Origin of the sequence: Conexibacter sp. W3-3-2, assembly GCF_009707605.1 — a bacterium.
In the GTDB taxonomy this organism is placed as follows: domain Bacteria; phylum Actinomycetota; class Thermoleophilia; order Solirubrobacterales; family Solirubrobacteraceae; genus Paraconexibacter; species Paraconexibacter algicola.
The window spans coordinates 3,733,220-3,752,526 of sequence record NZ_WLYW01000001.1; the positions used below are offsets into that span (position 1 = coordinate 3,733,220).

Sequence of the window (19,307 nt, forward strand, 5' to 3'; positions counted from 1 at the left end):
TATTTAGGGCGTGACCTCCTCCTCGCCCTCCACGAAGGCCGACGTCGTCGTCGTCGGCTCCGGCCTCGCCGGCCTCGTCGCCACCGCCGAGCTCGCCGACGCGGGCCGCCGCGTCATCCTCGTCGACCAGGAGCCCGAGGCCTCCTTCGGCGGTCAGGCCTTCTGGTCGCTCGGCGGCCTGATGTTCGTCGACAGCCCCGAGCAGCGCCGCTGCCGCGTCAAGGACTCCGTCGAGCTCGCGCTCCAGGACTGGATGGGCACCGCCGGCTTCGACCGCGAGGAGGACCGCTGGCCGCGCGCGTGGGCGGAGGCGTACGTGCACTTCGCCGCGGGCGAGAAGCGCTCGTGGCTGCACCAGCAGGGCATGCGCTGGCTGCCGAACCCCGGCTGGCCCGAGCGCGGCGGCTACCACGCCGACGGCCACGGCAACTCGGTCCCGCGCTTCCACATCACCTGGGGAACCGGCCCGGGCGTCGTCGCGCCGTTCGAGCGGCGGGTCCGCGAGGCGGTCGCGCGCGGGCTCGTGCAGCTGCGCTTCCGTCACCGCGTCACCGGCCTGACCGTCACCGACGGCGCCGTGACCGGGGTCACGGGCGAGGTGCTCGCGCCGTCGTCCGTGGGTCGCGGGGAGGAGAGCTCCCGGGACGTCGTCGGCGACTTCGCGCTCGAGGCGGACGCGGTCGTCGTCACCACCGGCGGCATCGGCGGCAACCACGAGCTCGTGCGCCGCAACTGGCCCGCGCGCCTGGGGCAGGCACCGGAGCGGATGCTCAGCGGCGTCCCGGCGCACGTCGACGGCCTGATGCTCGGCGTCGCGCGTGAGGCGGGCGCCAGCGAGATCAACGGCGACCGCATGTGGCACTACGTCGAGGGCATCCACAACTGGGATCCGATCTGGCCGCGCCACGCGATCCGGATCATCCCGGGCCCGTCCTCGATGTGGTTCGACGCGACCGGCCGCCGGCTCCCCGGGCCGCTGTACCCGGGCTTCGACACGCTCGGCACGCTCGACCACATCATGCGCACGGGCCACGACTACACGTGGTTCGTCCTGACGCAGAAGATCATCGAGAAGGAGTTCGCGCTGTCGGGCTCCGAGCAGAACCCGGACACGACGTCCAAGAGCCTGCGCGCCGTGTTCAAGGAGCGGCTGGCGAGCGGCCCGCCGTCCCCGGTGCAGGCGTTCATGGACAAGGGCGAGGACTTCATCGTCGAGCGCGACCTGCGGACGCTCGTCGCGCGGATGAACGCGCTGACCGGCGAGGACCTGCTCGACCACGACGAGCTCGAGCGCCAGATCGTCGCGCGCGACCGCGAGATCACCAACGCGTACGCGAAGGACGGTCAGGTCACGGCGATCCACGGGGCGCGCCAGTACTTCGCCGACAAGATCACGCGCGTCGCGGCACCGCACCGCATCCTCGACCCGGAGGCGGGTCCGCTGGTCGCGGTGCGTCTGTCGATCCTCACGCGCAAGTCGCTGGGCGGCCTGGAGACCGACCTCGACGCGCGCGTCCTGCGCCCGGACGGCGAGCCGCTGCCGGGCCTGTACGCGGCGGGCGAGGTGGCCGGCTTCGGCGGTGGCGGCATGCACGGCTACCGGGCGCTGGAGGGCACCTTCCTCGGTGGCTGCCTGTTCAGCGGTCGGGTCGCGGGCCGCGCGCTGGCGCAGGCGCTGGGCAGCGGCCGGCGTCAGTCCGGCCAGATGGCGCCGACGACGAGCTCGACCGACGTGCCCGCCGGATCGCGCACGTAGACGGACCGGCCGCCGAGCGGCCAGGTGATCTCGGCCTCGACCTCGATGCCCGCGGCGGCGAACCGCCGTCGCGCGGCGGCGAGGCCGTCCTCGTCCACGGTGAACGCGACGTGCCCGTCCCCTTCGGCGCCGTGCGGCGGCACGAACCGGCCGGCCGCCGTCGTGCGGTCGGGGTCGAACAGCAGCAGGACCGACCCGCTGGCGCCGACGCGCAGCGCCGCGTAGGTGTCGTTGGGCGCGACGACGACCCGCAGCCCGATCACGTCGCGGTAGAAGGCGACCGCGGCCGGCAGGTCCCGCGTGTACAGCGCCACCTCGTGCACCCCGAGCGGCCCAGGGCCCTGCGCGCCGCCGCCACCCTGCGCCTCATCGCCACCCTGATGCGTGTGAACGGACATTTCCAGACCCTAGAGGGGCGGGAGATGGACAGTCCGGGCGTGGTCCTGAACGCCGCGCGATCAGGGTCGCGCGGTGCCCGCCCCGTCAGCGCGCGCGCCGCACGGCGCTGCCTGTCCATCTCCCGCCCCCAGGAGGGCTGGAAATGTCCGTTCACCCACCGCCAGGGGGACCACGCGCCTGGCCCCGGCGCCGCCCCGCCTCCGCCTGCAGGGTCGGCACGCGCCCGCCCGCCGCGCCGCGGCCCCGCCACCCGCCGGGCGGCCGCCCTACCCGGGCGGCCGCGCGGTCAGCTCGACGAGGTGGCCCGCCGGGGAGCGCACCTGGGTGCGGGGGGCGTCCCAGTACTCGCGCCGCGGCGCGGCCTCGTGGCCGGCGGCGCGCAGGGCGGCGACGGTGTCGTCGTAGGCGGCCGCGACGACGGCGACGTGCCCGGTCACCGGGACGACGGGCGCCGCGACGGTGAGCAGGTGGATCTGGGAGCCGTCGCGGGACTGCACCCACCGCGACCGCTCGGCCAGCGACGGGTCCGGCGGCGTGACCTCGCGGAAGCTCAGCAGCGCCCAGAACGCGACCTCGGCGTCGGTCGACGCCGTCGGGACCTCGAGGCCGACGTGGTGGATCACGCGCCGGTGACGAGCGCGACGTTGCGCTCGTGGATCTTCTTCTGCTCGGGGGAGCGCCGCGCGATCGGCAGGGCCGAGGCGCTGCCCGCGGGGTCGCGCTCCAGCGCCGCCAGGTACGCGTCGTCCTCGCGCAGGATCGCGAGCGCGCGCTGCGCGTCGAGGACGGCCCCGTGCCCGGGCACGACGTGGTCGGCCTGCTCGGCCAGCGGCGCGAGCCGTCGCAGGGTCGCCCGGTACTCCGACACCGAGCCGCCGGGCGAGAGCATCGGGATCTCGCAGGGGGACACGTGGTCGCCGCAGACGAGCACGCGCGCCCACGGGATCCACACCGCCATGCCGTCGGCGGTGTGCCCGCCGGTCGGGTGCAGCTCGAGCGCCTGCTCGCCGATGTCGAGGTGCCCGGGGACGGGGAGCGCCTGCACGTCCCCCAGGCGCAGGGTGCCGGCGCGCTCCACGTAGTGCTCGTCGTCGAAGGCGCGCAGGCGCCGCGCCGCATCCCCGGGCTCGGCCCGCAGGCGCGCCGCGGTCGTCTCCGCGACGCCGAGGGGCGCGTCGGGGAACGCGAGCCGCGCGAGCAGGTGGTCCCAGTCGGCGTGCGTGGCGAGCAGGCCGCTGAGCGGGAACCCGGCCTGCTGCACGAGCGTCGGGAGCAGCTCGAGCTCGGTCGGGAAGACGGGGGAGTCGACGACGAACGCCTCGTCGCCGGACCGGACGATCGTGCACGTGGTCTGCCACGCCGCCGAGGTGGCGACGAGGACGTCCGCGTGCAGCGCGACGACGCGCACGGTTCCGCGGCGCGCCTAGGCGCCGAGGAGCTTGGCCGCCTCGAGGAGGGTCTTGACCTCGGCCGTGGGCTTCTTCTGCCCCGACTCGAGGACCTCCTTGTTGCGGTTGACCCAGATGACCGGGACCTTCGCCTTCAGGCACGGCTCGATGTCGTGGTAGTGGCTGCAGCCGATGTGCACCCACCCCTTCTTGCCGCCGATGCGCCGCGCGAACTCGGTGAAGTGCGCCGGGTCGGGCTTGTAGGAGCGGACCTGCTGGGCGGTGACGACGAGGTCGAAGTCGCCCGGGATGTGGCGCCGGGTCTGGCCGAGGAGCTTGTCGTCGACGTTGGAGATCAGGCCGGTCTCGAACTTCTTGCGGAACTTGTTCAGCTGGGTGTTCGTCTCCTTGAACGCCGCCCAGCGCTGGACGGAGTCCGGGAGGAAGCCGGAGCGCGACGGCTCCAGCGGCCAGCCGATCCGCTTGGCGATCTCGACCGCGGTGCGGCGCAGGACCTCGGCGTACAGCTCGTAGGAGCCGCCCTCGACCTCGCGGGAGATCTCGTGGAACAGCGGGATGATCTCGCTCGGGTCGTCGATCGTGAACCCGTCGCGCGCCGCCTCCTTGCGGAAGGCGTCGTAGATCCCCTTCTCCCAGTCGATCAGCGTGCCGTAGACGTCGAAGGTGACCCACTGGATCTTCGCTGGGAGTGCCATAGGCGGGGCATTGTGCCATTTCGCCGGGCCGTCCCGCCGTCCGGGTGGGGTCGCCCGCGGCGGCGCACCGCGCCGGGCAACCGCGGCCTATAGCATCGCCCGCGCTATGGACCTCCTCGAATATCAGGGCAAGCAGCTCTTCGGTCGGCACGGGCTCGCGGTGTCCGACGGCAAGGCTGTCACCACCGTCGACGACGCCGTCGCCGCCGCGAACGAGATCGGGTACCCGGTCGTCGTCAAGGCGCAGGTGCTCATCGGCGGACGCGGCAAGGCCGGCGGCGTCAAGCTCGCCGCCAACGAGGAGGAGGCGCGTGAGCACGCGACCAACATCCTCGGCCTCGACATCAAGGGCCACATCGTGCGGACCCTGTGGATCGAGTACGCCTCGGACATCGACACCGAGTACTACGCGTCGATCCTGCTCGACCGCTCGGCGAAGAAGCCGCTCGTCATGTTCAGCGTCGAGGGCGGCGTCGACATCGAGCAGGTCGCCGAGGAGACGCCCGAGAAGCTCATCAAGCAGAACGTCGACCCGCTCGTCGGGCTGACGAAGGAGCAGGCGCTCGACATCGCCACCAAGGGCGGGGCCGCCGAGGACGTCATCGACGGCGTCGCCGACGCGCTCGTCGCGCTCTACGAGGTCTGGATCGAGGAGGACGCGAGCCTCACCGAGATCAACCCGCTGATCATCACGCCGGACCGCAAGGTCAAGGCGCTCGACGCGAAGGTCACGCTCGACGGCAACGCGCTGTTCCGTCACCCGGAGAACGCCGACCTCGGCGACTCGGCCAACGCCGACCCGATCGAGCTGAAGGCCAAGGAGCAGGGCGTCACCTACGTCAAGCTCGATGGCGACATCGGGATCATGGGCAACGGCGCCGGGCTGGTCATGTCGACGCTGGACGTCGTCGCGCAGTACGGCGGCAAGCCCGCGAACTTCCTCGACGCCGGTGGCGGATCGGACGCCGAGACGGTCCAGAAGGCGATCGAGCTGATCCTCGCCAACGAGAACGTCAAGGCGGTCCTGCTGAACATCTTCGGCGGCATCACCCGCTGCGACGAGGTCGCCAAGGGCCTCGTCGGCGCGTTCGAGGCGCTGAAGCCGACCGTGCCGTTCGTCGTGCGCCTGGACGGCACGAACGACGTCGCGGGCCGCAAGATCCTGGAGGAGGCCGCACTGCCCAACGTGCAGGCCGCGACGACGATGGACGGGGCGGCCGAGCAGGTCGTCGCCGCCGCGAAGGGGAACGCCTGATGTCCATCCTGATCGACAACGACACGAAGCTCGCCGTCGCCGGCATCACCGGCCGTGAGGGCTCGTTCCACACGCTGAACAACCGCGCGTACGGCACGAACGTCGTCGGCGGCATCAACCCGAAGAAGGCCGGCGAGAACGTCGAGGGCATCCCGGTCTTCGCGAACTGGGCCGACACGGTCGCCGAGACCGGCGCCAACACGGCGATGATCTTCGTGCCGCCGCCGTTCGCGGCCGCGTCCGCGCTGGAGGCCGCCGAGGCCGGCGTCGAGCTCGTGGTGATCATCACCGAGGGCATCCCGGCGCACGACGAGCTCAAGCTCTACAACACGGTCAAGGCCAAGCACCCGGGCACGCGGCTGATCGGCCCGAACTGCCCCGGCTTGCTGTCCCCGGGGAAGGCGAACGTCGGCATCATCCCGGCGTCGTTCTTCAAGGAGGGCAACGTCGGCGTCGTGTCGCGCTCGGGCACGCTGACCTACCAGATCGGCAACGAGCTGGCCCAGGCCGGCTTCGGCAACTCCTCGATCGTCGGCATCGGCGGCGACCCGGTCCCGGGCTCGTCGTTCATCGACATCATCGAGCTGTTCGAGCAGGACGACCAGACCGAGCTGATCGTCATGTCCGGCGAGATCGGCGGCTCCGCCGAGGAGGAGGCCGCCGAGTACATCAAGGCGAACGTCTCCAAGCCCGTCGTCGGCTACATCGCGGGGTTCACCGCCCCGGCCGGCAAGCAGATGGGCCACGCGGGCGCGATCGTGTCCGGCTCGGCCGGCACCGCCGCTGCGAAGGCCGAGGCGCTGGAGGCCGTCGGCGTCCAGGTCGGCCGGACCCCGACGCAGGTCGCGAAGATCGCGATGGAGATCCTCGGCGCGTAGCCGTTGCGCGCCCTCCGAGCCGTCCCGAACGCCCCGGTCCACCGGGGCGTTCGTCGTGCCGGTGGCCGCGCAGCCGGTCCGGGCGCCGTCGTCCGGTCGGCCACGGGTGTCCGACCGGACGATCGTCCGATCGGACGATGAAGGCGGCCGTCGCTCCGGGCAGTCTTCCGTCCGTGCCCTGGGGCAGGACACGCCATCTCGCCGTTCCCGTCGCGCTCGCCGCAGGACTCGGCGCGCCCGCGGACGCCGTCGCCGTCCCGGTGGGCGTCGATCTCGCGCGCCCCGACGGCGACGCGCTGCGCCTCGTCGGAGACCGCGGCGACAGCGCCGCGTACACCGTCGCCCCCGCCGGTGACGTCAACGGCGACGGGGTCGGCGACCTCGTGCTCGGCGCCCCGTACGCCGACTACAACCGCCGGCGCGACAGCGGCTCGGTCTACGTCGTCTACGGGCGGCGCCCGTTCGACGGCGTCGACCTCCACTTCCTCGAGACGCGCGGCGGTGGGTTCCGGATCGACGGCATCGCCGCCGGCGAGCGGTTCGGCACCGCGGTGGCGGGCGGACGGGATCTCGACGGGGACGGCTTCGGCGACATCGTCGTCGGCGCGCCGAACGCCACGTTCCTCGGTCGTCGCGAGGCCGGCGTCGCCTACGTCGTCTACGGGGGGCCGCGCAACGGCGCGGTCGACCTCGCGAACGCCCCGCTGGACGCCTACGACGTGATCGGCGGTCGCTCGCCGCAGGACCACACCGGCCGCAGCGCCGCGCTGACCGCGGACGCCACCGGCGACGCGGTGCCCGACGTGCTGCTCGGCGCGCCCGACGCGGACAGCCGCGTGCCCGGCGCCACGACCGCGAACACGCGCACCGGCTCCGCCTACCTCGTCACGGGCCAGCGCGCCCGGCGCGGCGTCCCCGTGGACCTCGCCGCCGCCCCGGGCGACGTCCGCCAGCTCGACGGCTCGGTCACCTCCGAGCGGGTCGGGGCGAGCGTCGCCGACGCCGGGGACGTGAACGGCGACGGCACCGGGGACCTCCTGCTCGGGGCGCCGACCGCCGACCGCAACGACCGGGTCGACAGCGGCAGCGCCTACGTCGTCTTCGGACGCGACGAGCGGTCGGTCCTCAGCCTCAGCCTGCTCACCCCGTCGCTCGGCTATCGCGTCGACGGCGCGTCGACCGGCGCCCGCCTCGGCCAGGCGGTCGCGGGGCTCGGCGACATGAACGGGGACCGCCGCGCCGACGCGATCCTGGGCAGTCCGGGGGCCGCCGTCGGCACGCGCCGCAGCGCCGGCCGGGCGACCGTCGTCTACGGGCAGACCGCCCGGCTGCGCCTCGACGCCCGCGCGCTCGGGACGGCGGGGTTCTCGATCCTGGGTGCGGCGGCGGGCGACGCGGCGGGCGCCGCGGTGGCGGGCGCGGGGGACGCGAACGCCGACGGGCTGGCCGACGTGGTCGTCGGCGCCTACGACGCGGACAACAACTGTCGCGGCGGCTCGGGCTCGGCCTACGTCGTGTACGGCAAGTTCGGCCGCGCGCCCGTCTACCTCTCCCGGCTGCAGCCCGCGCGCGGGTACCGCGTCGACGGCGCTCGTCCCGGGGACCGGCTGGGCTGGTCGGTCGGCAACGCCACCGGGTTCGCCGGGCCGGGGCCGGTCGTGATCGCGGGCTCGTACTCGGTGAACGCGCCGCGGCCGTTCGCCGGTGCCGCCTACGCGCTGCGCCGCGGCGTGCGCAAGACCGCCTCGCGTCGCTACGCGACCCGCCTGCCGCTGCGGGTGCTGCGCCGCCCGGGTGGTCGCGCGCGCGACTACGAGGGCTTCCTGTCGATCCCGGTCGAGGCGACGGCCGGTCCGATCCGCGACGTCTACGCGGCGGTCTACACCTTCGGCGGCCGCCGGATCGGCAGCACGAGCGTCCCGCGGCTCGCCGGGCGCCGTCAGCTCGACCTGCGCCTGCGCGAGCGGCTGCGTGGCGGCGGCTACACCGTCGTGGTCAGCGGTCAGCCCGATCCGGCCCGCTACTGCGGGCGGAAATCCCGCGAGCTCGTGCTGAGGTTCCGCTGATGGCGCGCGCAACCCGGATCCCAGCGACTGCAGCGATGGTGAGGTTCCCCGTCATTTGCAGCGTTTTCGCCTACGACATCTCGCCGGAACATCCGGGGTCGACTGCTACTGTCCGCCCCTGTTCGCGCGGCCTCCGGCTGCCGATCACCTACCGGACGGATCACCACGACAGGACCTCCCATGCCGGGCGCTGAACGCGACATCACCTCCACCCTGAGCGAGCTCGAGCGCAAGCTCGAGGATCTCGAGAGCGAGCTGGCCGCGGCCGGCGAGCCCGTGGTCCCGCCGCCCCCGACGCCGGCCGCGGTCACCCCGCCGCCCGCGGTCGCCCCGTCGGTCCCGAACGGCTCGTTGGACGACCTGCGCGCGCAGCTCGCCGAGCTCGAGCGGTTCCGCGACTCGCTCGAGTCCTCGACGCGCGCGCTGATCGACGAGTACCGCCTGCTGCTGGCGCAGCGCCCGGCGCCGACCCCGGCACCGATCCTGACGACGCCGAGCGACCTGCCGCCGATCGGTGGCGGCTGGTCGCCCAGCGCGCCCGTACCGACCACGCCGGTCGTCCCGCCGGCGCCGCCCACGCCGCCGGTGTCGACCGTCGTGCCGCTGCCGACGCCGGAGCCGGCCGTCCCGTCGGCCCCGCCGCCGCTCGCACCGGTCGTCCCGGAGCCCGCCGACCCGGTCGCCCACATCCCGGCGCCGGCGCCGCCCGCCTCGGTCCCGCCGCCGTCGTTCTCCCCGCCGCCCGGTGACGCCGTCGCGGCCGATCCGACGGTCCAGGGCCAGCTGACGCTCGACGCCGGGCCGTTCGCGGACATCGCGACGCTCAGCAGCTTCGAGCAGGCGCTCGGCCGCCTCCCGGGCGCGCAGGACGTCTACGTGAAGGGCTTCGAGGGCAACCGCGCTCTCATCGACCTGCAGCTGGCCGGACCGATCGCGCTCGCCACGCGACTGCGCGAGGTCTCGCCGCTCCCGGTCACCGTCCGCGAGCCCGTCCCGGGCGCCGCGCGCATCCAGGTCGACGTCGAGGAGATCACCGGTGCCTGACCAGCAGCAGGAGGAGAAGTACCGCCCGCTCGCGCTCATCGCCGTCGTGATCGCCGCGCTGCTGCTGTTCGCGGTCTTCTTCCTCGCGTTCCTCGTCGCCCCGCTGGCGATCCTCGCGCTCTTCTACATCCTCTTCGCCGCCTCCGACCGGTCCAAGCGCGCCGGCAGCGGGCCGCCGCCCACCCCGGGCACGCCCACGGACCCGGCCGTGGAGGAGGCGCGCCTCAACCAGGAGCGCCTCGACCGCGAGGCGTCCTCGCGCCGCTCCACGATGGAGGGTCAGGACCGCGAGGCCGGCCGCGCCGCCGAGCGCCTGACGACACGCCCCGGGGCCGGGTCTTGACGTGGACGACGCTCTCGGCATCGCGCTCGCGGCGAACCTGCCGTACACGGGCCTGCGCGGCTTCGACGTCGACGCCCGGCTGTGGCGCTACGTCCCGCTGCAGCTCGCGCTCAAGGAGCGCGTCGTCCCGCTCACGCTCGTCGCGGACGAGCTCAAGGTCGCCGCGGCGCACGCCGATCCCGACCTCTCCGCGCTTCGCACCCACTTCCCCAACCTCCGGATCGGCGTCGTGATCGCCCCCGCCGCAGAGATCGACGCCGCGCTCGCCCGCGTTCAAGGACCGCAAGACGCATGAACCCTCCGTCCGCAACCGAACCCAGCCGCCGCTTCTACCGGCAGCTCGCGACCCACGCGGGTCTCGAGTTCGTCGTGCTCGACCCGGCCGACGCGGGCACGCCCGAGCACCGGGCGGTCAACCCGCTCGCCGCACGGATGCTCTCCGAGCAGATCTGCCGGCACTTCACGATCCTCCCGATCAGCTACGCGGGCGGCACCGTCACGATCGCGACCTCCACGCCGGCCGACGACGTCGCCCGTGACGTCGCGCAGTCGCTCACCGGTCGCGACGTCGCGTTCGTCGTCGCCCCCGAGGAGGAGCTGCAGCGCGCGATCGACGAGACGTTCGTGCAGTGGCCCGCGGGCATGGGGCCCGAGGGCGGCGCCGCCGGTTCCTGGGAGGGCTCGACCGAGGCGGACGCGGACACGCGCGTCACCGACCCCGCGTTCCCGACCCGCCTGGGCGACCTGCTGGTGGCGCGCGGCATCGCGACGGACGAGCAGATCGCGGGCGCCCTGGCCGAGCAGGCCCGCACCGGCAGCCGCCTCGGCGAGGTGCTCGTCCACAGCGGCATCATCACCGAGCCGGAGCTCGTCGCGATCCTCGCCGAGCAGTTCCAGCTGCCGCTCGTCGACCTGTCCGAGTACGACCCGGACCCGGCCGCGCTCGCGCTCATCCCCGAGCCGCTCGCGCGCCACCTGCGCTGCGTGCCGATCGCGGTCGACGACACGACCCTGTACCTCGCGGTCGCCGACGTCCTCGACGACGACACCGTCTCGGCGCTGCGCGAGCACACCCACCTGGAGCTGCGCGGCTTCCTCGCCTCCCGCAACTCGATCGACGAGCTGCTGCAGCGCGTCAACGGCGGCGAGTACGTCTCGGTCGCGAAGTCCGAGCTGCTCGAGCGGTTCCCGGAGGAGTGCGCCAACCGCGTCCTCAGCTCCGCGCAGAAGGTCTTCTTCATCGCGCTGGCCGTCGTGATCGTCGTGCTCGCCGTGATCTTCCCGAAGGTCACGATCATCACGCTGATCGGCCTCGCGTCGATCTTCTACCTGGCGACCTCGCTCTACAAGTTCGTCCTGACGTACAACGCGCTCGGGCACACCTACGAGATCGACGTGACGCAGGAGGAGCTCGACGCGATCGACGAGCGCGACCTGCCGGTCTACACGATCCTCGTCCCGCTCTACCGCGAGGCCGCGGTCCTCCCGCGCCTGGTCGACGGTATCGGCGGCCTCGACTACCCGAAGACGAAGCTCGACGTGCGGCTGCTCTGCGAGGAGGACGACGACGAGACCGTCCCGGCCATCCGCGCCATGAACCTGCCGCCGCACTTCAAGCTCGTCGTCGTCCCCGACGCGCAGCCGAAGACGAAGCCGAAGGCGTGCAACTACGGGCTGCTGCAGGCCGACGGCAAGTACGTCGTCATCTTCGACGCCGAGGACCGGCCCGACCCGGACCAGCTGAAGAAGATCGTCGTCGCGTTCGACAAGGCGGACCCGCGCGTCACCTGCATCCAGGCGAAGCTCAACTACTTCAACTCCGACCAGAACCTCCTCACCCGGTGGTTCACGACGGAGTACTCGATGCACTTCGACCTGCTGCTCCCCGGCCTCGACGCGCAGGGCGTGCCGATCCCGCTGGGCGGCACCTCCAACCACTTCGTCACCGACCGGCTGATCGACCTCGCCGCGTGGGATCCGTTCAACGTCACCGAGGACGCCGACCTGGGCATCCGCCTGCACAAGGCGGGCTTCAAGACGGCGATGATCGACTCCACCACGCTGGAGGAGGCGAACTCCGACCTCAACAACTGGATCCGCCAGCGGTCGCGCTGGATCAAGGGCTACATCCAGACGTGGCTCGTGCACATGCGCAACCCGCCGCGGCTCCTGCGCCAGATCGGGCTCAAGAGCTTCATCAGCTTCCAGCTCGTCGTCGGCGGCACGTTCATCTTCCTGCTGAACCCGATCTTCTGGGCGCTGACGACCGTGTTCTTCTTCACGGAGGCGGGCTTCATCCAGGAGCTGTTCCCGAGCTTCGTGTTCTACGCCGCGGCGTTCATGCTGTTCATCGGGAACTTCGTGTTCATGTACCTGAACGTCGCCGGCTCGGTCCAGCGCGGGTACTTCGACCTCGCCAAGTACGCCCTCCTGTCCCCGCTGTACTGGGGCCTCATGTCGATCGCGGCGTGGAAGGGCTTCCTGCAGCTGTTCTACCGGCCCTTCTACTGGGAGAAGACGGTGCACGGACTCGACGCGGGCCACGAGAGCCCCGCGCCGGTGACGACGTCCGCGCCGCCGACCCGCTGAGACCATGAGCACCGTCCTGAACCCCCCGCCCGGCGGCACCCCGCCGTCCAACCCCGCTGCGCACGGGCACCGCTCCGGCACCGTCCTGGACGACGCTCCGCGCGGCCCGCAGGTCGCGATGCCGGGCGCCCTGGTGTCCTTCGGGCTGTTCCTCGCGCTCGCGGTCGTCTACTTCCTGATCGGCTACAAGATCACGATCGACCAGCACGTCATCGTGTTCGACGCGCTGGACCGCCTGACGCGCGCGTACCTGGTCTGGCACAACGACCCGCCGAAGCTCGCCGCGATCGGCTTCGTGTTCGCGCCGCTGACGACGTTCGCGATGCTGCCGTTCGCGCTCGTGAAGCCGCTGGCGACCTCGCTGATCGCGCTGCCGCTGATGAGTGCCGTGTTCGCCGCGGGCACGATCGTCATCCTCGACCGCACGCTGGCGCGCTGCGACATGAACGCGATCCTGCGGCTGCCGCTGCTCGCGCTCTTCGCGTTCAACCCGTTCTGGGTCTTCTACGCCGGCAACGGCATGAGCGAGGTCATCTACGCGTTCTTCCTCGCGTTCAGCCTCTACTGCTTCGTGTCCTGGTACGCGACGACCGAGCCGCGCTTCCTCATCGGCGCCGGCTTCGGCATCGCGGTCCTCGTGCTCACCAGGTACGCGTTCATCGTCTGGGCCGTCCTGCTCGCCGTGCTCATCGCCGTCGCGCTCGTGCGACGCCGCGCGAGCAAGATCGAGGTCGAGGGCTCCGTGATCGCGTTCGCCGCGCCGGTCGTCTACGTGCTGGCGCTGTGGATCCTCTTCAACACGCTCATCGTCGGCGACCCGTTCGGCTGGATCACGAACACGACGACCTCGACGCAGGCCGTCAACGCGACCGGCATCGACACCTCCGGCGACCTGACGTTCAACGAGATCGCCCGACGGCTGCTGGAGCTGAACGTCACGGTCTTCCCGCTCGCGTTCGTCGTCGTCCCCGCGCTGGTGCTGACGTTCGTCGCGCAGCGCAACGACATGGCCCTGTGGCTCGCGTCGTTCGTCGTCCTGGGCATCGTGATCATGGGCGGCAACGCCTACATCAACGACCAGGAGGGCCTGCTGACGCTGCGCGACTCGATGCCCATGTACGTCGCCGCGTTCGTCGGTGCCGCCTGGGTGTTCCGCAGCTTCGAGACGGCCCGGGTCGGCGTCTGGGCGGCGACCGTCGCGCTGCTGGTGATCAACCTGTTCACGGCCTGGAGCGGAATGCAGAGTTATCCGTTCCAGTCGCTGGAGCAGGCGTTCGTCCGCGCGGTGAAGACCGGCGACGACCAGACCGGGGTCGCGTCGCGCGGCGGCTTCCGCGGCGGCGTGCTCTCCGAGGCGCAGATGGCCGGCTACATCAACCGCAACGTCACGCGCAACAACGCGATCCTGACGGACAACGCGAAGACCTTCGGCGTGATCATCCTCAGCGGCCGCCCGCAGCTGTTCTTCGACCGCATCGACAAGGGCGACACGCGCTTCCGTCAGGTGCTCGACAACCCGTGGGGGACGGTCGACTACGTGCTGCTGACGATCAACCCGAGCTCGGGCGATCTCGTCCAGCAGAAGTACCCGCGGGCCAACGACGGCCTCGTGCGCGGCCTGACCGCCGTCGCCCGCACCGAGCGGTACCTGCTGCTGCGGGTCGCGCGCACCAACCCGGCCCGGCGTCGGACGGCCGCGCGCACGCCGGCGACCGCAGGCGCCGCCGCCGCCCCGTCCGCGACGCCGGCCGCCACGCCGACCCCGACGCCCACCCCGACCGCGACCCCGTGACGATGGTCCACGATCCGTCCACCCCCGCCTCCCCCGAGGGCGACGACCTCGCCGCCGCGGTCAACGCGCGCGTCGCGGCGATCCTCGCGGACGCCGAGGCCCGCGCCCGCGAGCTGCAGGCCGAGGTCGAGGCCGAGACCGCCCGCCGGGCCGTCACGGTCCGCCTCGACGCCGAGGAGGACGCGACCGCGATCCTCCAGGAGGCCGAGCACGAGGCCGCCCGCTACCTGGAGGAGGCGCGGCGCCGCGTCGACCGCTTCGCCCAGGGGCGGGTCCAGCGGCTGACGTCGATCGCCGACGACCTCGCCGCCCGCGCGGGCGAGCTGCAGCTGCGCCTCGACCAGACGCTCGAGGTCAAGGCCGAGCTCGACCAGCTCGTCGAGACGCTCCGCTCCGCCGCCGCGGACGCTGCCGCCGAGGCCGCCAAGCCGATGCCGACGCTGCCCGGGCTGACCTCCGACGAGCTCGGTCGGGCCGTCGCGCCGCGCCGGCCCGACCCCGCCCCGGCAGCCGCGCCGCGCGCGGCTGCCGCGCCGGCGCCGGCGTCGTCGCCGACCGAGCCCGACGCGGCACCCGCGCGGCCCGCCCTGCGCTCCGTGACCGCGACCCCCGCCGCGCCGCCGGCCCGGCCGCTCAGCCCCGAGGCCGAGGCCGTCCGTGCCCGCATCCGGGACGCGGCCCGTGCCCTGCCCGAGACCTCCCCGACGCCGGACCGTGCCGCCGCCCCGCAGCGGAAGCCGCGCCCGGCCATTCCCGTCCGTCCGCCACTGCCGAAGGACGATGCCTGATGCGTGTCGCCCGTCTGACGATGATCGCCGCGACCGCCGCCCTCCTCGGCGGCTGCGGGGCGGTCGCCAACGAAGACCAGAACTCCGACATCTCGACCAGCACGACGCGGACCACCGCGACGACGCCCCGGACGACCACCACGCCTGACGCGACGACGCGCACCCGCGCCGACTCGGCCAACGACCAGGGCGGTCAGAAGGTGCTCGGCGGGCCCGGCTCCCCGTCGGTGACCGGGCCGAGTGGCACCCCCACGCCGGTGCCGTCCACCGAGCAGGGCCTGCCCGCGGGCGGCGTCGCCGCGGCGGGGACGGCCACCACCGCCACCGGCTCGGCGCTCTCGCGCCGCCCGTTCGCCGCCAACTCCCCGTGGAACACGATCGTCGAGAACTCGCCGATCGACCGTCGCTCCCGGCAGTGGATCGACGGCGCCCAGCAGCGCATCGGCGTCGTCGAGCAGGCCGGCCAGCCGCCGCGCCGCGAGCGTCGGCGGATCAACGCCGGGCTCTACATCAACACGCGCCGGTGGACCGTCCCCGTGGTCGACGAGGAGGGCGCCGTGCCCACCCGCGTCGTCTGCCGGCAGCTGCCGCCCTACTGCGGTGACGGCGCGCGCGTCAACCAGCTGCTCATCCCGGCCGACACCTCGCCGCTGCCGCAGTACGACGGCTGGTTCACGGTCATCAACCGCAGCGAGGGCGTCGCCTACGACCTCTGGCGGGCGCGCCGCGGCCGCAGCGGCAACGTCATCAGCTACCAGTTCATGCGCCGCTGGGACCTCAACGGCCCCGGCTTCCAGGAGCCGAACACCGCGTCGGCGCGCGGCTCGGGCCTGCCGCTGTTCGCGGGGCTCGTCGACCCGGCGGAGATCCAGGCCGGGCGGATCGAGCACGCGCTCGCGATCTCGCTGCCCGGCCCGGCCCAGCGCAACTACGTGCAGCCCGCGTCCGCGAACGACGGCATCGGCCTGCTCACCTCGATCCCCGAGGGTGCGCGCATCAAGCTCCGCTCCTCGGTGACGCTCGCCTCCCTGAACGGCCGCGTCGACGCGCGCTGCGACGACCCCGACTTCGGGATCACGCGCAGCGACGACGGCACGCTCGACCGCAGCGTGCGCCGCAGCGCCTGCACGCCCTACCGGTTCCCCGGTCGCACGAACCGCAAGGCGGCGGACGCCCTGATCACCGCGCTGAAGAGGTACGGCGCGATCGTCGTGGACCGCTCGCGCGTGCCGACGCTCTACGCGAAGCAGAACTACGACTGGACCCAGCCGCTGCGCGACCCGCAGGGACGGCTCCTGGACGGGAACGGCCGCGTGCTCACCCGCTCGCAGCTGAACGCCGCGGGCGACGTGTCGACCCCGCTGCTGCGCGGCAACGAGATCGAGGGCCTGAAGGTCTCCGACTTCGAGGTCGTCCAGGTCCGCGGTCCCATCCTGAAGTTCCCCGCACTGAACAGCGTCACGGCGCAGGGCCAGACCCGCACCCCGAACGCGCAGACGTCCACCCCCGGAGTCCCATGAGCCGACGACTGACCTCCTCCTGGATCGCCATCGCGGCCTGCGGCCTCCTCGTCGCCGGCTGCGGCGTCGACACGCAGGACGCCGGCGACGTCTCGACGTCCCCGACCGTCCCGTCCACGACCGGTGGCCGCGGCGCCACGACCGGGCAGAGCGCCGCCGAGCGCCAGCGCCTGCTCGAGGCCCGGCTGCCCAAGCGCCCGTCGGGCACCGTGGCGATCGACAGCCGCACGCAGGACTCGATCACGCGCCAGGGCGCCCAGGCCTACCGCGGCGAGGGCGGGACCTCGCGGATCGCGTTCAGCGGCACCACCGAGGACCGCGCCTACCAGAACCTGTGCGCCGGTCGGGTCGACGCGATCGAGGTCACGACCCTGCCGTCGCAGGGCATCGTCGACCTCTGCGCCTCGCGCGGCATCAAGCTCGTCAACCCGCTGCAGCTCGCCTCCGACGCGATCGTGCTGGCGACGAAGAACGGCTCCGACGTCGGCGGTGACTGCATCACCGTCAACCAGGCCAACGACATCTTCCGGGCCGGCTCCGACGTCACGAACTGGTCCCAGCTCGGCTTCGACGACCTGCCGCTCCGGGCCACGGGCCGGGAGGCCGACAGCGACGTCTTCCAGTTCTTCGGCCAGCTCGTGCTGAACCGGGTCGACGCGTCGCTCTCGGACGTGCGCAGCGACTACATCGTCCACCGTGCCGACGCGTTCCAGCGTCGCGAGGTCACGAACGCCGTCCGGATCCAGCGCGTCGCCGGCCGCGTCGCCCGGTACCGCGCGCGCCTGCGGTCACGCACGATCTCCGCGCGTCGCGCGTACGTCTCGCGCGCCGAGCGGGCGGCCGACCGGCGCATCCTCGCCGAGATCCGCCGGGTCAACGAGCGCAACCGTCGCCTGAAGATCACCGTGGACGGCGAGCAGCTCGCCGCCCGCAACCGTCGGCTCGTGGAGAACGCCAAGCGCCAGGCCCGTGCGCGGGCGAACGCCGCGTACGACGCGCGCCTGGAGCAGCAGGTGCGCCGCTACCGCACCGAGCAGCTCGGGATCGCCGACGAGCCCGGGACGGTCGGCGCCTTCCGCTTCAGCTACTACGAGCTGTTCGAGGAGGAGCTGCGCCCGCTCGAGCTCGACTTCGGCGTGCCCGAGACCGAGAGCGGCCAGCCGGTCCGCATCGAGGACCTCAGCGCGGCCGACCAGCGGCGGATCGCGGGCGGCGCCACCGGGCCGTCGGGACCGACCGGCGCAACGGGTGCGTCCGGAGCGACCGGCGCGTCGGGGACCAGCGCGGTCGACCCGCGCACCCCGCTCAGCGGCAGCGAGAACCTGCCGAAGACCGACCGCAACGGCAAGACGATCTACCCCGGTCCGAGCTGCGTCTTCCCGGCGCAGCAGACGATCACCACGGGCGTCTACCCGCTCACCCAGCGCGTGTTCATCGTGACGTCCGAGCTGGCGCTGCGCCGCCGCGAGGTGCAGACCTTCCTCGACTACCTCGTGAGCCAGTCGCGGGCGCTCGCGAGCGAGAACCGCCTCGTCCCGATCACCGACCAGCAGCTCTCCGACGAGCTCCTGACGATCCGCGGCAAGCGGCCCACCGAGCAGGAGGTCGCCGCGACCGACATCGAGCCGACGGAGCCGGAGACGGCCGTCACGCCGATCACGCCGCCCGGCCGTGAGCCGGCGCCGGCGCCGTCCGGTCGCGTGCCCGTGACGCCCGCGCCGTCCTCCGACGGTCGGTCGGACATTCCCGGCGTCGCCGCACGCGGCGGCTGATCGGCCCACCCGCAACCGCCTGACGGGACGGGCGTCGGCTCCCTCGGGGGTCGGCGCCCGTCCGTCGTCCTGGCCCGTGCGGGTACGACCACGGAGGCGCGGCGGGCCCCGACGCTGCGGCGCTGGGCCCGGGAGGCCGCTAGAGGCTCTGGGGGGCCGCCCGCGGAGCGGACCTGCTGCTTGAGCCGCTCGATGCGCGCGGCGAGCTCGTCCAGCGAGGCGGCGGCGCCGGGCGAGCCGGCGCCCACGCTCGGGACGGCGGGTGCGGCCGGCTGGTCCGGCTGCGGGGCGGGGTCGGCGACCGTCTCGGACGTCGCGTGGTGCGCGTCGACATCCGCGGTCGGCGTGGGCGTGGGCGCGACGGGTCCGGGAGCCGACGCGCGCGACGGGCCCGCCGCGACGCCATCCGTGGACGCGGCCGAGGTCGGCGCCGGGGCGGTCACGGTCGGCACGGAGCTCGCCGCCTCGCGGCGCACCGCGGTCAGCTGCCCGCGCAGGTCCCCGGCGATGACGCTGACGCGACGCAGGAGCACGTCGCGGCGCTCGATCTCCTGCTCGAGGTCGTCGCAGCGCTGCCGGCTCTCGTCCGCGGCGCGGCGCGACGCCTCGATCTCCCCGCGCAGCTGCTCGGTGAGGCGCCGGATCGTGTCGCGGTCGGTCTCGGCGGCGATGCGGGCGCGCTCCTCGCTGCCCACCTGCTGCTCGAGCTCGTGGACGCGCCGCTGCAGCCGCGAGCGCTCGCGGTCGAGCTCGGTGCGCAGTCCCGCGGTCGTGTCGCGCAGCTCGGTGCGCAGCGTCTCGATCCGGGCCTGCAGGTCGGTCTGGAGCTGCGTGCGCAGCTCGCGCTCGGCGGCCAGGGCGGCGGCGCTCTGCGTCTCGATCGCGACGATCTGCTGCTCGAGCTCCTGGCGGCGCTGCGCGTGCGCGCTGCGCTCGGCCTCGAGCGCCTGGCGGCCCTGCTGCTCGGCCGCGCGCAGCCGCTCCTCGAACGCGGTGCGCTC

At 73.3% G+C, this 19,307-nt stretch carries 16 protein-coding genes; 12 read left to right on the forward strand and 4 right to left on the reverse strand.

Annotated features, from left to right (window positions below):
• Nucleotides 1-10: 10 nt before the first annotated feature.
• A complete protein-coding gene (locus tag GKE82_RS17985; protein ID WP_309233689.1) occupies nt 11-1,756 on the forward strand; it encodes an FAD-binding dehydrogenase in 1,746 nt (581 codons plus the stop codon).
• Here GKE82_RS17985 and GKE82_RS17990 read toward each other — a convergent pair.
• The 4 genes from GKE82_RS17990 to GKE82_RS18005 all read right to left on the reverse strand — a co-directional run bounded on the left by GKE82_RS17990 (nt 1,693) and on the right by GKE82_RS18005 (nt 4,259).
• Nucleotides 1,693-2,154, reverse strand: coding sequence for a VOC family protein (locus tag GKE82_RS17990; protein WP_154734240.1), 462 nt, complete (start codon nt 2,152-2,154; stop codon nt 1,693-1,695). The genes GKE82_RS17985 and GKE82_RS17990 overlap by 64 nt on opposite strands.
• Nucleotides 2,155-2,421: 267 nt before the next feature.
• Nucleotides 2,422-2,778 (reverse strand): VOC family protein, encoded by a 357-nt coding sequence (locus GKE82_RS17995; RefSeq protein WP_154734241.1) that lies wholly within the window; start codon nt 2,776-2,778, stop codon nt 2,422-2,424.
• Nucleotides 2,775-3,563: an MBL fold metallo-hydrolase gene (locus tag GKE82_RS18000; RefSeq protein WP_107568440.1), complete on the reverse strand. Its 789-nt coding sequence runs from the start codon at nt 3,561-3,563 to the stop codon at nt 2,775-2,777. The genes GKE82_RS17995 and GKE82_RS18000 overlap by 4 nt, the downstream gene beginning before the upstream one ends.
• A 15-nt stretch (nt 3,564-3,578) precedes the next feature.
• Nucleotides 3,579-4,259 carry an HAD-IA family hydrolase gene (locus GKE82_RS18005; RefSeq protein ID WP_107568441.1) on the reverse strand — a complete coding sequence of 227 codons (681 nt, stop codon included), beginning with the start codon at nt 4,257-4,259 and terminating at the stop codon, nt 3,579-3,581.
• Nucleotides 4,260-4,365: 106 nt separating this feature from the next.
• Between GKE82_RS18005 and sucC the strand changes: the two genes are divergently transcribed.
• The 11 genes from sucC to GKE82_RS31585 all read left to right on the forward strand — a co-directional run bounded on the left by sucC (nt 4,366) and on the right by GKE82_RS31585 (nt 18,306).
• Nucleotides 4,366-5,514: an ADP-forming succinate--CoA ligase subunit beta gene (gene sucC, locus GKE82_RS18010; RefSeq protein WP_107568442.1), complete on the forward strand. Its 1,149-nt coding sequence runs from the start codon at nt 4,366-4,368 to the stop codon at nt 5,512-5,514.
• A complete protein-coding gene (sucD, locus tag GKE82_RS18015) occupies nt 5,514-6,392 on the forward strand; it encodes a succinate--CoA ligase subunit alpha (RefSeq protein WP_107568443.1) in 879 nt (292 codons plus the stop codon). Before sucC ends, sucD begins: the two co-directional genes overlap by 1 nt.
• 137 nt (nt 6,393-6,529) lie before the next feature.
• Nucleotides 6,530-8,458 carry an integrin alpha gene (locus GKE82_RS18020; RefSeq protein WP_154734242.1) on the forward strand — a complete coding sequence of 643 codons (1,929 nt, stop codon included), beginning with the start codon at nt 6,530-6,532 and terminating at the stop codon, nt 8,456-8,458.
• A 180-nt stretch (nt 8,459-8,638) separates the two neighbouring features.
• Nucleotides 8,639-9,502: a hypothetical protein gene (locus tag GKE82_RS18025; RefSeq protein WP_154734243.1), complete on the forward strand. Its 864-nt coding sequence runs from the start codon at nt 8,639-8,641 to the stop codon at nt 9,500-9,502.
• Nucleotides 9,495-9,845 carry a hypothetical protein gene (locus GKE82_RS18030; RefSeq protein ID WP_107568446.1) on the forward strand — a complete coding sequence of 117 codons (351 nt, stop codon included), beginning with the start codon at nt 9,495-9,497 and terminating at the stop codon, nt 9,843-9,845. The genes GKE82_RS18025 and GKE82_RS18030 overlap by 8 nt, the downstream gene beginning before the upstream one ends.
• Before the next feature lies 1 nt (nt 9,846).
• Nucleotides 9,847-10,140 carry a hypothetical protein gene (locus tag GKE82_RS18035; RefSeq protein ID WP_107568447.1) on the forward strand — a complete coding sequence of 98 codons (294 nt, stop codon included), beginning with the start codon at nt 9,847-9,849 and terminating at the stop codon, nt 10,138-10,140.
• Nucleotides 10,137-12,434 carry a glycosyltransferase gene (locus tag GKE82_RS18040; RefSeq protein ID WP_154734244.1) on the forward strand — a complete coding sequence of 766 codons (2,298 nt, stop codon included), beginning with the start codon at nt 10,137-10,139 and terminating at the stop codon, nt 12,432-12,434. Before GKE82_RS18035 ends, GKE82_RS18040 begins: the two co-directional genes overlap by 4 nt.
• A 4-nt stretch (nt 12,435-12,438) precedes the next feature.
• A complete protein-coding gene (locus GKE82_RS18045; protein WP_154734245.1) occupies nt 12,439-14,226 on the forward strand; it encodes a hypothetical protein in 1,788 nt (595 codons plus the stop codon).
• Nucleotides 14,227-14,228: 2 nt separating this feature from the next.
• Nucleotides 14,229-15,014: a hypothetical protein gene (locus GKE82_RS18050; RefSeq protein WP_154734246.1), complete on the forward strand. Its 786-nt coding sequence runs from the start codon at nt 14,229-14,231 to the stop codon at nt 15,012-15,014.
• Nucleotides 15,014-16,534, forward strand: a complete 1,521-nt coding sequence (locus GKE82_RS18055) for a hypothetical protein (protein ID WP_154734247.1) — start codon at nt 15,014-15,016, stop codon at nt 16,532-16,534. The genes GKE82_RS18050 and GKE82_RS18055 overlap by 1 nt, the downstream gene beginning before the upstream one ends.
• On the forward strand, nt 16,531-18,306 hold the full coding sequence (locus GKE82_RS31585; protein ID WP_375337008.1) for a substrate-binding domain-containing protein: 1,776 nt from the start codon (nt 16,531-16,533) through the stop codon (nt 18,304-18,306). Before GKE82_RS18055 ends, GKE82_RS31585 begins: the two co-directional genes overlap by 4 nt.
• Nucleotides 18,307-19,307 lie beyond the last annotated feature (1,001 nt).